Here is a 1,067-nt window from a genome sequence, read left to right as displayed (position 1 = left end):
AAGCATTTTCAAACTCTTTATAAATTAGCCACTTTGGCAGGTAAGGGGTGTCGGGGACTTGCCAGCCATGCTTATCATAGGCAAGGCTGGCCACTGCGCTCATTAGCAGAGCTACATCGCCTGTCCATGTTACTGCGCCTTCAGGTGGATCATTGTAGAACTTGTAATGCAACTCAATGGCTGTATGGATTGACCGTTTGTAATGAGCTTCATCGTTTAATAAAAGCGCTACCCACACATCCAAATAAGGTAAGAAAAGCATGTTCACATAAGGCGCTCTAAATTCATCAACATGCTCAGGGCCTGATTTCTCCATTACTTCACGCAATAACTCAGTTTGGTCCATATCTTGTACAAAAATATTGCGCACAAAATTAAACAGCGCAACGTTAAATGGCTCGTTAAACTCCAACCAATCTTCTTCGCACCGGCAGATTAACTTAGCCGTATCAGTATCTCTTAAGCAAATCGCTAAACTCAATTGCACTAACCAATTATCAACAAACCAGCAGGGTCAGGTCTTGTATCTTAGGTGTCACCTTAGATATACCCACCATAGGCTGTGGCAAGAGCAAGTTATTAGGTGAGTTTAAAGAACTTGCAAAACACCGTGGCTCAACGTCTGATTTAATAGATGACAACAAGATTATTGGCAAAGTGCTACGTACGCAAGATAATATCAAACCTGTTTATGTATCCATTGGCCATAAAGTATCACTAGATACTGCAGTTGAGTGGATATTAAAACTAGCGTCTAAATATCGACTCCCAGAAACCACTCGTCAAGCAGACCAATTGGTTAATAAAACTTTAAAAGAACATAGAGAAAAGACTTATGAAAAACCATAAGTCTCACATACTCATTAATAAGTTTTATTTTCGTATGAAATATTTACCTTCTTAAAATTATCATTTCGAAAAGCAATGACTTCATCTAGCGTTAAATTAACTAAATGGTGAAAGCTTAGTTCTTCTAGCTCCAGCCAAGCATGTTTGTTAAGCCCATATAAAATATTCCTGCTAATATTTGAGACAAAAAGCGTATTAACTGGGAATTCTAACAGCGA

Annotated in this window: 3 protein-coding genes; 1 reads left to right on the top strand and 2 read right to left on the bottom strand. The window is 38.5% G+C overall.

What is annotated here, in order from left to right; translation table 11 throughout:
- A partial coding sequence (locus H5072_RS20150; RefSeq protein ID WP_182694599.1) for an immunity 49 family protein occupies positions 1-481 on the bottom strand: 481 nt, incomplete at its 3' end.
- Here H5072_RS20150 and H5072_RS20145 point away from each other — a divergent pair.
- A complete protein-coding gene (locus H5072_RS20145; RefSeq protein WP_182194833.1) occupies positions 481-849 on the top strand; it encodes an endonuclease V in 369 nt (122 codons plus the stop codon). The two genes, H5072_RS20150 and H5072_RS20145, sit on opposite strands and share 1 nt — an antisense overlap.
- A 14-nt stretch (positions 850-863) precedes the next feature.
- Here H5072_RS20145 and H5072_RS20960 read toward each other — a convergent pair.
- The coding region (locus H5072_RS20960) for a hypothetical protein (RefSeq protein ID WP_220488741.1) at positions 864-1,067 on the bottom strand (204 nt) is incomplete at its 5' end.

This window comes from Pseudoalteromonas sp. SR45-5, assembly GCF_014163565.1.
GTDB classification, from domain to species: Bacteria; Pseudomonadota; Gammaproteobacteria; order Enterobacterales; family Alteromonadaceae; genus Pseudoalteromonas; species Pseudoalteromonas distincta.
This window is presented reverse-complemented; position numbering and strand designations above follow the sequence as displayed.